Source organism: Shewanella sp. DW31 (assembly GCF_015767295.1).
GTDB classification, from domain to species: domain Bacteria; phylum Pseudomonadota; class Gammaproteobacteria; order Enterobacterales; family Shewanellaceae; genus Shewanella; species Shewanella oncorhynchi.
On the sequence record NZ_JADWMP020000009.1, the window covers coordinates 170,625 to 184,024 of the forward strand.

A 13,400-nucleotide genomic window follows, 5' to 3' on the forward strand; every position below is an offset into this window, starting at 1 on the left:
TAAAAGCCGCATGAATTCAATAAAAAGCGTTACAAAATGCTGCCTGCTTTGTTAAAGTTGGCCGATAAATGCATTTGCACCGCTTGGCTCATTTTCGGGCCAGACTTCAGAGACGCGCTAACTGGCACCATGAGATTAAAACAGATAAAACTTGCCGGCTTTAAGTCGTTTGTCGATCCCACAAAAATTCCTTTTTTACAGGCATTAACCGCCATTATTGGCCCAAATGGCTGCGGCAAATCGAACGTGATCGATGCCGTGCGTTGGGTGCTCGGTGAAAGCTCGGCGAAGCACCTACGCGGTGATTCTATGGCCGATGTGATATTTAACGGTTCAAGTGCGCGAAAACCTGTGTCTGTGGCGGGTGTTGAACTTATTTTTGAAAACAAAGAAGGTCGCCTCGCTGGTCAGTATGCCAGTTATGAAGAAATCGCCGTTAAGCGTCAAGTGAGCCGCGACGGTGAGTCTTGGTATTTTCTCAATGGTCAAAAGTGTCGTCGTAAAGACATTACCGACTTGTTTATGGGCACAGGTCTTGGTCCGCGAAGTTATGCCATTATCGAGCAAGGCACTATTTCCCGCCTGATTGAATCTAAACCCCAAGACTTGCGCACCTTTATTGAGGAAGCCGCCGGGATTTCCCGCTATAAAGAGCGTCGGCGCGAAACTGAAAACCGTATTCGTCATACCCGCGAAAACCTCGAGCGTTTGGGCGATATTCGCAGTGAACTCGGTAAGCAGTTAGATAAACTCGCGCAGCAGGCTAAAGCCGCTAAACAATATCGTGAGCTTAAACAGGCCGAGCGTAAGACCCATGCTGAACTCCTTGTGATGCGCTATCAAGAGTTGCAAGCTCAGATGGCGAGCCTATCTGAGCAGATAAGTGCTATTGAAGTGCAGCAAGCGGCGGCGCAGTCACTCGCGCAAACCGATGAATTACAAACCACTGAATTGCAAGTGCAACTCGCGCAATTGGCGGAGCAAGAGCAGCGAGCGGTTGAGGCCTATTATCTGACTGGTACTGAAATCGCTAAGTTAGAGCAACAGTTACAGAATCAAAAGCAGCGCGACGCCCAGCTCGAAACCCAGTTGGCGCAAGTCAAAGAGCAGATCCAACAAAATACCGATAAGCTTAACGGTTATAAAGCGAGTCTTAGCGCATTGGAGCTTGAGCTTGCCAAACTTGGGCCACAGCATGATGAGCAACAAGAGATCATGGATGAGCTGCAATCCCAATGGGAAATGAGCATAGAACGCAGTCAGCAGCAGGCCGAAGTGGCGCGCCAACAGGCAGCGGATGTTTCTCAGCATAAGTTGCAGCTTGAACTACGTCGCAGCCAGTTAGCGCATCAGCAGCAATTACTGCAACACAAACAGCAGCAAAGTCGTGAGCAGCAGGCGCAACTTTCGGCGTTAATGGACGGTGATCTCGCATCGAGTATTACACCATTGCAGCAAGATATTGAGTCTTTGGATGATGCGCTCACACTGCAAAATGAAATTAATCATCAGCAAGAACAAAGTGTAAGTGCAAGTACGCAAGCCTTAGATGAAGCCCGCCATAGCGCTGAGCAAATTCAGCAGCAATTAACCGCGACTAAAGCGCGCCATGAGCTGGTTGAACAATGGTTGACTAAGCAAGAACAGCAGAGTGATAAACCGCAGTTATGGCAGAGTTTAACCGTTGAAAATGGTTGGGAAACCGCGGCCGAACTCGCCCTAAATGGCTTGTTGACCTTGCCCGTTGGCGTCACTGAAACTGAAATGGGGTTTCAAGCGTTAGCGTCACAATCAAGCCAAAGTGAATTTTTACAGGCTAAGGTGAATCTCGCCCCTTGGTTAGCGGGGCTTAAGTGGGCAAAGGATATCCATGCAGCGAAAGAACTGCTGCCACAGCTAACATCCGATCAACGGATTGTCACTGCCGACGGTTATCTACTGGGACAAGGTTTTTTAATCACGAAAACAGAGGGCGCCCAGTCACTGGTGCAACTCAGTAAAGAGCAAGCTCAGTTAGCGCAAAATATCCTCGATTTGCAACAATCCCTGCAGATTCGGCAAGACAAGATGACAGATCTTGCGGCTATTTTGCAGCAACAAAGACTGCAACTGACCGATGGCGCGCAAAAATTGCATCAATTGCAGTTAGATAAAGCGACTAAGTCGATGCAGCTTAGTGGTTTAATCGAACAAGTGAAGGCGCGCGTTGAACAGCAAAGTAAACTCGACGCGGCTTTAAGTACGAGTTTGATTGATATTGAACGCTTAAGCGAGCAATGCGAATTATTAGCAGAACAAGAAATGGAGCTCGATGAGACGCTGCAGGCTAGTGAAGATATTCAGCGGCAACTCATCCAAGACACACAGGCCGATAGTGTGCGCCATCAAGCATTAAAAGGGCGTATTACTGAGGTAGAACGTCAATTATCAGCCACTGCAATGGGTTTGCAAGCCGTGACGATGCGCATGGCCGTGAGCACGGAGCAAATTGAATTACAGCAAGTGCGTGTCAATGAACTCATCCACTCCCGCGAGTCTGTGTTAACAGAACTTGCCAAAGTTGCCCAATTGAGTGGGGTGCAAAATAGTGTGCAGCTGACTGAACAGTTAACGCAGTTACTAAAGCAACAACATGAGCAACAACAGGGCTTAAAAGAGGTTCGTCAGCAGCAAAGTGTGCTCACAGACACATTAAACCGTATAGGAATAAAGCAAAAACAAGAGCTTGGTAAGCTTGAGGACTTGACTCAAAGCCTGAGCACGTTAAAGTTACGTCGTGAAGGAATAAAAGGCCAAGCGAATAGTCAGCTGGAAGCCTTACAGGAACAGCAAATCATTCTGTCTGAAATCCTTGGAAACTTGCCCGCAGAGGGGATGCCAGACAAGTGGCAGAGTGATTTAGATCAAATACGGCAGAAAATTGTTCGTTTAGGTGCCATTAACCTTGCGGCGATCGAAGAATTTGAACAGCAAAGTGAGCGAAAATCTTATCTTGATCATCAAGATGACGATTTAAATAAAGGGCTTGCAACCTTAGAGGAAGCGATCCGTAAAATAGATAAGGAAACCCGAAGCCGCTTTAAGACGACATTTGATTCAGTCAACGAAGATCTCGGACGCTTATTTCCGAAAGTGTTTGGTGGCGGCCGAGCTTATTTAGCGTTAACTGACGACGATTTGTTAGAAACGGGTGTGACTATCATGGCCCAACCACCGGGGAAGAAGAACAGCACAATCCATCTTCTTTCGGGTGGTGAAAAAGCCTTAACCGCTTTATCATTGGTATTCGCCATTTTTAGGCTGAATCCTGCTCCCTTCTGTATGTTAGATGAAGTGGATGCGCCATTAGACGATGCCAACGTAGAACGCTTCTGTCGATTGCTAAAAGAAATGTCACAGAGCGTACAGTTTATTTATATCAGCCATAACAAAATAACCATGGAAATGGCGGATCAACTTATTGGCGTGACTATGCACGAGCCCGGTGTGTCTCGTATAGTTGCGGTAGACATAGAGCAAGCGGTGGCGATGGCTGACGCTGGATAACTAGAAGAAAGACAGGGTAACCAATGGAAGATTTGCAACTAGTATTGTTCGTTTTAGGCGCCATAGCCATAGTTGCTGTGCTGGTGCATGGATTTTGGTCTATCAGAAGACAACAGCCTAAATCATTGAAAGATAGCCCAATGAGCAACTTTTATAAGAAACAGGCTGAGAAAGGTGAGCCGAGTCCGAAGCGGATCGATTCAGAAGGGTTTGATGCCGATGGTATTGGCGCCGTACGCGTGCGCAAAGCCGGTGAACTTGCACCTAACAACGAAACTCCTGCGGCCAATCCTTATTTGAAGCAGGAAGTAAAGCTAGAACCTAAGCCTGAATTTAAACCACAAGAGTTTAAATCAACAGAATTTAAACCAGAGTTGAAAGTTGGCCCTAAACACGAGCCTGTGACAGCCCAGCCTGATTTTAGCTTGCAGCCACCCGTGGCAAAAGAGCAACACCGTGGCCCGAAAGTCTCGCGTCAAGAGCCCGTCTTGAACACTCAAGCGAGCACGCAAACTCCGCCAATGGGTCAATCCCATGCGGCTATCGTCGCGCAAAAAGCGGCTGAGCAGGAACATGCGTTACGTAGTGCAGCTCCGCAGCAAACGGCCTTGTTTGACGAAAATGAATATAAAGAAGATAGCTATCAAGAAGAGGTTGTCGAACAAGCCGCTGAAGATGAGTTAGGTGAACCACGCGACGTACTGGTATTACACGTGGTCGCTAAAGAGGGTCTACAGCTTAACGGCGCCGAATTGCTGCCTTGTTTCTTAACCTTGAATTTTAAATATGGCGATATGAATATTTTCCATCGCCATGTGGATAATGCTGGCAATGGTAAAGTATTGTTCTCGATAGCGAATATGCTAAAGCCTGGCGTGTTTGATCCTGATAATATGGAGCAGTTCAGTACCCAAGGTGTGGTGTTTTTCATGACTTTGCCTTGTTACGGTGACGCCCTAATGAACTTTTCGATTATGCTTAACTCGGCGCGTCAACTCGCGGATGATATCGATGCGGTCGTGCTTGACGGACAACGCCAACCTTGGGGTGAGTTCACTAAGCAAGATTATTTACACCGCATTCGCGCTAACGCTTAAGCCGACACCGCAACTTGGCGGTTAATAGATTGATGAGGCCGCTATTGCGGCCTCATTTTTTGTGATCTACTTTTTGTGATCTAAAGAATTCTGGATAAAGAATATGCAAGACATTCAAATCGATACACTTCTGTCTAAAGACGTCACCCCAGAAAACGCATCGCAGGTGATGCAGGCGCTCAGCCAATCGCTGAACGAGCACAACATTCGTTACTATGTGGACGATGCTCCGAGCATTACCGATTCTGAGTACGACAGGTTGATGCAGTGTTTACTCAAGTTAGAAGCCTTGTATCCCCATTTGATTGTCGCTGATTCACCGACTCAAAGGGTGGGCGGATTAGCGCTCGCCAAATTTGAGCAAATCACGCACCTTAAGCCTATGTTGAGCCTAGATAATGCCTTCGATGAGGCGGATTTCAGTGCTTTCCATAAGCGTGTCACCGATAAAGTGGGTGATGTGAGTTTTTGTTGTGAGCCTAAACTTGATGGCCTTGCCGTGAGTATCTTGTATCGCCATGGTGTGCTTGAGCGTGCGGCGACGCGCGGCGATGGTTCAGTGGGTGAAGACATCACTGAAAATGTTAAAACCATTAAATCGATCCCGCTTAAATTACGTGGTCATGATTTTCCCGAGCTCGTTGAAGTTCGCGGCGAGGCTTTTATGCCAAAAGCCGCTTTTGAAGCTTTGAATGACAGGGCGCGCGCCAAAGATGAAAAACTTTTTGTTAATCCGCGTAACGCAGCAGCCGGTAGCTTGCGACAACTCGACAGTAAAATTACTGCTGCCCGTTCATTGGCTTTTTATGCCTATGCGCTTGGTGTTGTTGAGCCCGACTCCCATCCGTTAGCTAAAACCCATTTTGAACAGTTGCAACAGCTTAAGTCGTGGGGTTTACCCGTAAGTAGTGAAATTAAAGTCTGCGCTGAACTAAGCCAAGTCTATGATTACTACAAAGACATTCTCAGCCGTCGCGGCGATTTAGCCTTTGAAATTGATGGCGTAGTGATGAAAGTTAACGACATTGCCCAGCAGCAACGTTTAGGCTTTGTGGCTAAATCTCCCCGCTGGGCGATTGCCTATAAGTTCCCCGCACAGGAAGAAATGACCCAACTTGAAGGCGTTGATTTTCAAGTGGGCCGCACAGGTGCCGTGACGCCAGTGGCGCGCTTAAAGCCAGTGTTTGTTGGTGGCGTGACGGTATCAAATGCAACGCTGCACAATGCCGATGAAATTGCCCGTTTAGGCATTAAGGTCGGTGACACTGTGATCATCCGCCGCGCTGGCGATGTTATCCCACAAATTGTTGCCATAGTGCCTGAAAGACGCCCTGAAACGGCGACTGACATTGTATTTCCGCATAATTGCCCTGTATGTGGCAGTTTAGTTGAGCGCCTAGAAGGTGAGGCTGTGGCTCGCTGTAGCGGTGGTTTATTCTGCGAAGCGCAGCGTAAAGAAGCGATTAAGCATTTTGCATCCCGCAAGGCTTTAGATATCGATGGCATGGGCGACAAAGTCGTTGAGCAATTGATTGATAAAGAGTTAGTTCAAAGTCCTGCGGATCTGTTTAAGCTCACCGCTTCTATGATGACGATGCTTGACCGCATGGGGATGAAGTCGGCAACCAATTTAGCGGCCGCGATTGAAGCAGCCAAAACCACCACTCTTGCGCGTTTCTTATATGGCTTAGGTATTCGCGAAGTGGGTGAGGCGACGGCAGCAAACCTGGCGGCGCACTTTGCCAGTCTAGATGCGCTGCGGGTGGCAACTGTGGAGCAGTTAACTGAAGTGGAAGATGTTGGTGCTGTTGTTGCCCAGCATGTGGCCCATTTTTTTGCCCAGCCCCATAACCTTGAAGTTATTGATGCTTTAATCGCTGCTGGTGTGCATTGGCCCGCCATTGAAGCGCCAAGTGCAGATGCACAGCCGCTTAAAGGCCAAACTTGGGTATTGACTGGCACCTTAAATCAGCTCAATCGCAATGATGCTAAAGCTCAGTTGCAGGCGCTGGGGGCGAAAGTGGCAGGCAGTGTCTCCAAAAATACCGATTGTTTAGTGGCAGGTGAGGCGGCAGGTTCAAAACTGGCTAAAGCGCAGGAGCTTGGTGTTAAAGTGATGGATGAAGACGCGTTGTTAGCCCTTCTCGCCGCGAACGCTTGATTGGCGTCATTTCAGAGAGGGCGTTGGCTTGATGTTGATTCAATGCCGGCTGTAACGGCTGCAGCCTTGTATCAAGGGGTGAATACCGCCGAATAGCAGATATTAAATAGCGCCTGGCCCAAGGCGCTATTTTTTGTCTGAAAATAATCAAGGTGCGGAAAGATTATCTGCTTTGGCTATTGAATTAACCGCGATTGGCACCATCTCCTTGATATGCTGTTTTAGATTTTGCTGATTGGAAACCTATTTGAATTTTAGTCACATCACTTGGCTCGATGATAAAGGCCACATTAAACCGCCCATCTTTTTATATGCGCTTTTGGCTTATCTCGCGCGTGGTTGGTGTATTTTTATCGCCTCGCTGACTCAGATGGGTGACCGTTCTGAGTTAGTGCGGATTTTTTACCCTGAAAAGTCAGATTTTTTGTTAGCACTCGGGGCGGGACTTGGCGCGGTTTTGATTTATCTTGTGGTGATAGCTGAACGTCGACGTTCGCCCCAATGGTTAAGACCGATTTTTGTGCATTTAAAATGGGGGTTGTGGTTGCTGTTGATTATTGATGGCGTCTTGTTGGGTCAGCGGTTAATCCATGGCCAATTTCTGTTTCATTGGAGTCTTGCTTTAGACGCTTTAATGTTGTTTTGGTCGAGCATTTATCTTATTAAATCGAAGCGACTCAGTTATTACCTCCGTGATTGGCCAAAAGAAGAAGCTAAAGAACTTCAGCCTTAGTTTTTATCGTATTGTTATATAATAACTTTATTTAGATCTGAGCGGTGGGGCACATGACGATGTGTTCTATCCCTCAGTTTGATAAGGATTTTTACCTTATTTCTCCATTGAATGCTTTGAATCATCTATAGTTATATGTACTTAGCTTAAATGTGCCCTGTTGGATACGCAGATAAGGCCATCTGTTTATATCCACATTACATTTGAAAGGAGTCATATTGCGTGGCAAAAGTACCTCAAAAAAAGTTGTTACTGTCAGAAATTCAACTTGGCATGAGAGTCAAGTTGCCTTTGTCATGGACGAACCATCCTTTTTTATTTAACCGTGTTGATATTAGCAGTGCCGCTCAAATCGAAATGATCCGTGGCTTAGGTGTTCCCTATGTTTTTTTGTTATCTGAATTGAATCCCGGATCGGAGACAGTTAGGGAAGATGAGGATGTTGAAGATGAAATTGAAGTTCCACCTGAGCGAGATCTTAAGGCCGATACCCGTAAGGCGATACGTTTAAGCCAAAAGCGTTTCCTTGAGAACGTAAATAACTGCCGAAATGTATTTGGCAAGATAGCCAGTGATCCCGAAGGTGCCTATCGATTGTCGGCGTCACTGGTAGAAGACTTGCTCAGCCATCTACAGGAAGTTGAAAAACCTTTCCTCACTTTGGTCGGAATGGATGATAACGATGTCAGTGTGACCCAGCACGGAGTCTCTGTGGCAGTATTAGCAATGATGATGGGCCATGCACTGGATTTAAGTCCAAGGGAACTGCGTGATATTGCTCTTGGTAGTTTGTTACATGATATTGGTAAACTTAAGGTACCTGATGTTATTCGCCGTAAGCGCGGAGCCTTAACACCTCATGAGTCAAATTATCTGCAAATGCACCCTAATTTCGCCTATGACATGCTCAATCGTTCCGGATTATTCCCTAAAGAAGTACTCCACATTGTGCTACACCACCATGAGTTTATTGACGGTTCAGGTTTCCCTGATGGTTTAACTGACCATAAAATTCCTATTACTACTCAAATAGTGAGTTTGGCAAATGACTACGATCAACAGCTCAGTGGTCAACAAATATCCTCCCCTCAAGTCGCTTTAGGTTATTTGTTTAAGAATCGGGCCACTAAACATGCCGAATCTTTAATCGCTATTTTGGTTAAAATTCTCGGTATTTATCCACCAGGAACCATAGTGAAACTCTCCGATGGCTGTATCGCAAAAGTCATGATGACGACTAAAGATGTGAGTCAACCCCAAGTCTGGGCCTGCAAAGAGGATGGCAGTGAGCCATCGCTGCGTTTTTTAAGTAATGAAGGCGTGACAGTACAAAAAGCCATCAAGGCGGAAGAGTTGTCCGAGGGGGCGATTCGTACCTTACAAGTCGATAAAGGGATTAGTTTTTATTTTAGTTCGCTACAAACTTGAATCTTATGCGCTAAGTTCCGTATTCTATCTGCTGATGTGATTCCCTTAGGGCTAATATGGCGAATGTAAAAGCAGAAAACAGCGCAGTAAAATCCAGTGTTGCTTTGGTCGGTTGTGGTTGGTTTGGTTTTGCTTTGGCAAAGCAACTTGTCCATGAGGGCTATCGAGTCACTGGCTGTAAGCGCAGTGCCGAAGAATTATCGGTATTAACTGAAGTCGGGATTGAAGCCTATCCGCTGCAATTGGGCCACGAAGCATCATCTGCCCCCGATGCTCAGGCGTTGAGCGGTTTATTTCAGACCGATTATTTAGTGGTCAATATTCCTCCCCGATTAAAGCGTGGTAATGCCGCTTATCTTGAAGAATTACAACAACTCATCGCATTAACTCAAGGCTGGCAATATCAGCGGATTGTGTTTATCAGCACTACGGGCGTATATCCGACCCAAGATAAATTGATGACAGAAGCCGATGCGATGGCAGAATCAAGCGATAGCCAAGTGCTGTTAGATGCTGAAGCTTTATTTCAAGCATTGCCCCATACCTGTATCGTTCGTTTTGCTGGACTCGTCGGTCCTAAACGTCATCCTGGGCGTTTTCTTGCTGGAAAAACCGATGTGAGTGGGGCGAATGTCGCGGTAAATTTAGTCCATCTTAGTGACTGTGTGCGCGCCGTTAGCGCCATTCTCGCGGCAACTCATTCTGGATTATCAGTGGCGCCGATTTATAATCTTTGCGCACCTTCACATCCGACTAAAGCTGAGTTTTATCAAGCTGCTGCCGAATCTCTAGGTTTAGTCGCGCCAGAATTTAATCAACAATCTATGCCGAGTAAAGTCATCCAAGCTGACGCGATTGTCACAGATTTAGGCTTTCGATATCAGTATGTTTCGCCGCTGGATATGCTAGCGGCATGTTGAGAAAGGTTCATTACTGTAAAAGGTAAAAGTCGAACTTTTAGGTTATCTTTGGGTCCCAAGTTTGCTTGAGCAAATGTGTAATCCTTATTTAAACAAACGACGAATAAAAAGAGACAATATCATGAGCGTATTTAATCGAGTTCGACCTATAGCAGTATTTGCGTGCGGATTAATGCTGAGTGCCAGCTTTGCCCTGCAGGCTGCAAGTTTCGAAGAAGGCAAGGATTACGTCACTGTGGCGGGCATTACCGAAGCACAAAAGCCAGTGCTGCGGGAGTTTTTTTCTTATAACTGCACACATTGTTATAAGCAAGAACCGCTCATCGAGTCGACAGTAAAGCTGCTTGGCAAAGATGTGGCCTTTGAGCGTACCCCCGTTGGTGCAGGTCGTCCCGCTTGGGAATTGAGCCAGTTTGCCTATTATATGGCGCAAAAATTAAAGATGACTAAGCAAACCCATGGTGCCATTTTTAAGCAAATTCATGAGAAAGGTGAGCAATTTACCACCCTTGAGCAAGTAAAAGCCTTTTTCCTTGCCCAAGGCGCTAAGGCGGATGATGTCGATGCCGCGATGAATTCCGTCGATGCTAAATTTACCCTAATGAATTATGACTCTCAAGCTGAGCTTGCTGGGATCAAGGGGGTACCGTCATTACTGGTTAATGGCCGTTATATGCTGACCTCAACCGCACATACCGCAGAAGAATTGGCGGCGTTAGTGAGGTTTTTAGCTGCGAAGTAACGGCATTTTATAGACGGACGGCACGCGATGTATCATGCGATGAAAGCCGCTTGTTGCGAGTAACGCTTAGTCACGTTTCCTCAAAGTAGATTGAGTAACCCAGCATAGGCTGGGTTATTTTTTGTTGTAAACCTGCAAGGAGGCAGTGAGTCAAACCCTAACATTTTGACGAAATAACATGAGGAAATGAAACGGTAAGCAATTGACCTGACCTAGGTTTGATGAAATGAAACGTCTCTAATTAATTGAGAAACTCATGATTAAAACTCTCAATAATCTAGGCTAAAAATCTCAATTATCTGATTTTTAACCAGTCTAGAGCCGTATTAAAGGTCATTTAAATTTCTAATTTCCCTAGTTCAGACAATAAGTTATTTCTATTTATTGGTTGCAAATCTTCTTTCTCCATTCACATCCCACTCATTCTTGTTCGACATTGGTCTAACCTGTTAAAAAAGTTAAAACCGTATCGAAATGTAATGCCATTGTTAACTCATTGAATTTGTTTCTATTCGCTATTTTCGGACAGTGTTTTGAATCACGGGTTAGACGAAAGTCGTGATTGTGCTCACACCAGCTGTTGCTAGATTAAACATGACTTAAAATTAAAACAGCACAGGGGAGTCACTATGGGTTTTGAAAACAACGACAAGGCAAAGGGTTATTGGCGCGAGAATATTCGTCTCGTACTGAGCTTATTAGCCATTTGGGCGGCAGTTTCTTTTGGATGCGGCATTTTATTGGTTGATGTACTCAATGAAGTCCATTTCATGGGATTCAAATTAGGTTTCTGGTTTGCACAACAGGGATCTATGTATGTATTCGTTGCGCTTATCTTTGTCTACGCGGCAAAAGCCAACGCCTTAGATAAAAAATATAACGTACAAGAAGACTAAGGAGCTTTGAGATGGATGTTCAAACACTCACATATATTATCGTAGGGCTCTCATTTGCGCTCTACATTGGGATTGCAATCTGGACCCGTGCGGGTTCAACCAAAGAGTTCTATGTTGCTGGCGGCGGTGTTCACCCTGTGGTGAACGGTATGGCAACGGCGGCAGATTGGATGTCAGCGGCGTCATTTATTTCTTTAGCGGGTATTGTGTCTTTCGTCGGTTACGATGGTAGCGTGTACTTGATGGGCTGGACGGGCGGCTACGTATTGCTTGCCCTTTGTATGGCACCGTATTTACGTAAATTTGGTAAGTTTACTGTGCCAGATTTCGTCGGTGAGCGTTATTACTCACAGGCGGCACGTACAGTCGCGGTTATCTGCGCTATCTTTATTTGCTTTACGTATATTGCAGGGCAAATGCGTGGCGTGGGTGTTGTGTTCTCCCGTTTCCTTGAAGTGGATGTGGATACGGGCGTATATATCGGTATGGCGGTTGTGTTCTTCTACGCGGTACTCGGTGGTATGAAAGGGATTACCTACACTCAGGTTGCCCAATACTGCGTACTGATTTTCGCTTTTATGGTTCCGGCTATTTTCCTTTCAGTGATGATGACAGGCCACTTAGTACCGCAAATTGGTTTTGGTGCTGAGTTACTGGATGCCGCAGGCAATAATAGCGGTGTGTATTTGTTAGAAAAACTCAATAACGTTTCGGTTGAGCTTGGCTTTGCACCTTACACCGACGGTTCTAAGAGCATGATAGATGTGTTCTGTATTACGGGTGCCTTGATGGTGGGTACTGCGGGTTTACCCCATGTTATCGTACGTTTCTTCACTGTACCTAAAGTGAAGGATGCACGTATCACTGCCGGATGGTCGCTTGTTTTTATTGCGATTATGTACACCACAGTGCCTGCGTTAGCAGCGTTCTCCCGCGTGAACATGATTGAAACTATTAACGGTTCCGATTCTAAAGGTGTGGCTTATGAGTCTGCACCAGAATGGATTAAGAACTGGGAAAAAACCGGTTTGATTAAGTGGGATGACAAAAATGGCGACGGTAAAATTTACTATTCGTCAGGTAAGATTGAAGATCCCGCTAGCAAAAATGAAATGAAGATTGATAACGATATTATCGTACTTGCTACGCCAGAAATCGCTAATTTACCAGCTTGGGTTATCGCCCTTGTGGCGGCGGGTGGTTTAGCAGCTGCGTTATCAACATCTGCAGGCTTGCTATTGGTGATTTCAACGTCGGTTTCACACGACCTATTGAAAAAGAATTTAATGCCTAACCTTTCCGATAAAAAAGAGCTGCTATATGCTCGCTTGGCGGCAGGTATTGGCATTGTGATTGCGGGTTACTTTGGGGTGAACCCTCCTGGTTTCGTGGCGGCAGTGGTGGCATTCGCCTTCGGATTAGCGGCTTCCTCACTGTTCCCTGCCATTGTTATGGGTATTTTCTCTAAGACAATGAATAAAGAAGGTGCGATTGCCGGTATGTTAACGGGTCTACTGTTTACTGCGGGTTATATCATCTACTTCAAGTTTGTTGATCCAACGGCTAACATAGCTGCTAACTGGTTCCTGGGTATTTCACCAGAAGGTATTGGTATGGTAGGCATGCTGGTGAACTTCGGTGTAGCAGCGATAGTGAGTCGAGTCACTGCGGCAACACCACTGCATGTTCAGGAGATGGTTGAATCGATTCGTTTCCCTAAAGGTTCGGGTGAAGCAAGCGGACACTAACCTTACTGCGTAATGGTGAGTATCAACACAAGAGAGCGCTTCGGCGCTCTTTTTTATTGTCATCCCAAAACCACCGCCTCTGGCGGTGGTGATTGTTCCTTGAGGCTATAGCCTGAATTACGCCCATGC

Annotated in this window: 9 protein-coding genes; all 9 read left to right on the top strand. The window is 46.0% G+C overall.

The genetic code is table 11. From position 1 onward, the window contains the following. The first annotated feature begins 129 nt into the window (after window positions 1-129). Window positions 130-3,546 carry a chromosome segregation protein SMC gene (locus GWI56_RS10100; RefSeq protein ID WP_198572818.1) on the top strand — a complete coding sequence of 1,139 codons (3,417 nt, stop codon included), beginning with the start codon at window positions 130-132 and terminating at the stop codon, window positions 3,544-3,546. 23 nt (window positions 3,547-3,569) lie between these two features. Continuing rightward, window positions 3,570-4,643 (top strand): cell division protein ZipA, encoded by a 1,074-nt coding sequence (zipA, locus tag GWI56_RS10105; protein ID WP_028760961.1) that lies wholly within the window; start codon window positions 3,570-3,572, stop codon window positions 4,641-4,643. 103 nt (window positions 4,644-4,746) lie between these two features. Then, a complete protein-coding gene (gene ligA / locus GWI56_RS10110; RefSeq protein WP_198572819.1) occupies window positions 4,747-6,804 on the top strand; it encodes an NAD-dependent DNA ligase LigA in 2,058 nt (685 codons plus the stop codon). A gap of 247 nt (window positions 6,805-7,051) precedes the next feature. Beyond that, entirely contained in the window at window positions 7,052-7,537 is a 486-nt protein-coding gene (locus GWI56_RS10115) for a DUF2919 domain-containing protein (RefSeq protein WP_131523553.1), read from the top strand. A gap of 222 nt (window positions 7,538-7,759) precedes the next feature. Beyond that, window positions 7,760-8,965: an HD-GYP domain-containing protein gene (locus tag GWI56_RS10120; protein ID WP_198572820.1), complete on the top strand. Its 1,206-nt coding sequence runs from the start codon at window positions 7,760-7,762 to the stop codon at window positions 8,963-8,965. 56 nt (window positions 8,966-9,021) lie between these two features. Continuing rightward, the gene (locus GWI56_RS10125) at window positions 9,022-9,885 is read left to right on the top strand and encodes an NAD(P)-binding domain-containing protein (protein WP_198572821.1); all 864 of its coding nucleotides are present in this window, start codon (window positions 9,022-9,024) and stop codon (window positions 9,883-9,885) included. 121 nt (window positions 9,886-10,006) lie between these two features. After that, complete coding sequence (locus GWI56_RS10130) at window positions 10,007-10,627, top strand: thiol:disulfide interchange protein DsbA/DsbL (RefSeq protein WP_198572822.1); 621 nt, start codon at window positions 10,007-10,009, stop codon at window positions 10,625-10,627. Between the two features lie 629 nt (window positions 10,628-11,256). Next, the gene (locus GWI56_RS10135) at window positions 11,257-11,523 is read left to right on the top strand and encodes a DUF4212 domain-containing protein (RefSeq protein ID WP_006082142.1); all 267 of its coding nucleotides are present in this window, start codon (window positions 11,257-11,259) and stop codon (window positions 11,521-11,523) included. 11 nt (window positions 11,524-11,534) lie between these two features. Further along, window positions 11,535-13,271 (top strand): sodium:solute symporter family protein, encoded by a 1,737-nt coding sequence (locus GWI56_RS10140; protein ID WP_198572823.1) that lies wholly within the window; start codon window positions 11,535-11,537, stop codon window positions 13,269-13,271. Window positions 13,272-13,400: the final 129 nt, after the last annotated feature.

Bases quoted from the DNA above. Each gene is read 5' to 3' on its own strand.
- GWI56_RS10100 (WP_198572818.1), top strand. From the start codon at position 130: ATGAGATTAAAACAGATAAAACTTGCCGGCTTTAAGTCGTTTGTCGAT.
- zipA (WP_028760961.1), top strand. From the start codon at position 3,570: ATGGAAGATTTGCAACTAGTATTGTTCGTTTTAGGCGCCATAGCCATA.
- ligA (WP_198572819.1), top strand. From the start codon at position 4,747: ATGCAAGACATTCAAATCGATACACTTCTGTCTAAAGACGTCACCCCA.
- GWI56_RS10125 (WP_198572821.1), top strand. From the start codon at position 9,022: ATGGCGAATGTAAAAGCAGAAAACAGCGCAGTAAAATCCAGTGTTGCT.
- GWI56_RS10130 (WP_198572822.1), top strand. From the start codon at position 10,007: ATGAGCGTATTTAATCGAGTTCGACCTATAGCAGTATTTGCGTGCGGA.
- GWI56_RS10135 (WP_006082142.1), top strand. From the start codon at position 11,257: ATGGGTTTTGAAAACAACGACAAGGCAAAGGGTTATTGGCGCGAGAAT.
- GWI56_RS10140 (WP_198572823.1), top strand. From the start codon at position 11,535: ATGGATGTTCAAACACTCACATATATTATCGTAGGGCTCTCATTTGCG.